The organism is Paenibacillus camelliae, from assembly GCF_023715345.1.
Classification (GTDB): Bacteria; Bacillota; Bacilli; order Paenibacillales; family Paenibacillaceae; genus Pristimantibacillus; species Pristimantibacillus camelliae.
Genome location: NZ_JAMBNY010000100.1, coordinates 1 through 253 on the forward strand (window position 1 = coordinate 1; position 253 = coordinate 253).

Annotated in this window: 1 rRNA gene; it reads right to left on the reverse strand. The window is 54.5% G+C overall.

What is annotated here, in order from left to right:
• Positions 1 to 253: ribosomal RNA gene (locus M3180_RS22585) — 16S ribosomal RNA — on the reverse strand; the annotation flags it as partial.

Here is a 253-nt window from a genome sequence, read left to right on the forward strand (position 1 = left end):
TTCGCTTCCCGTTGTACTGGCCATTGTAGTACGTGTGTAGCCCAGGTCATAAGGGGCATGATGATTTGACGTCATCCCCACCTTCCTCCGGTTTGTCACCGGCAGTCACGTTAGAGTGCCCACCCAAGGTGCTGGCAACTAACATTAGGGGTTGCGCTCGTTGCGGGACTTAACCCAACATCTCACGACACGAGCTGACGACAACCATGCACCACCTGTGTCCCCTGTCCCGAAGGAAAGCTCTATCTCTAGA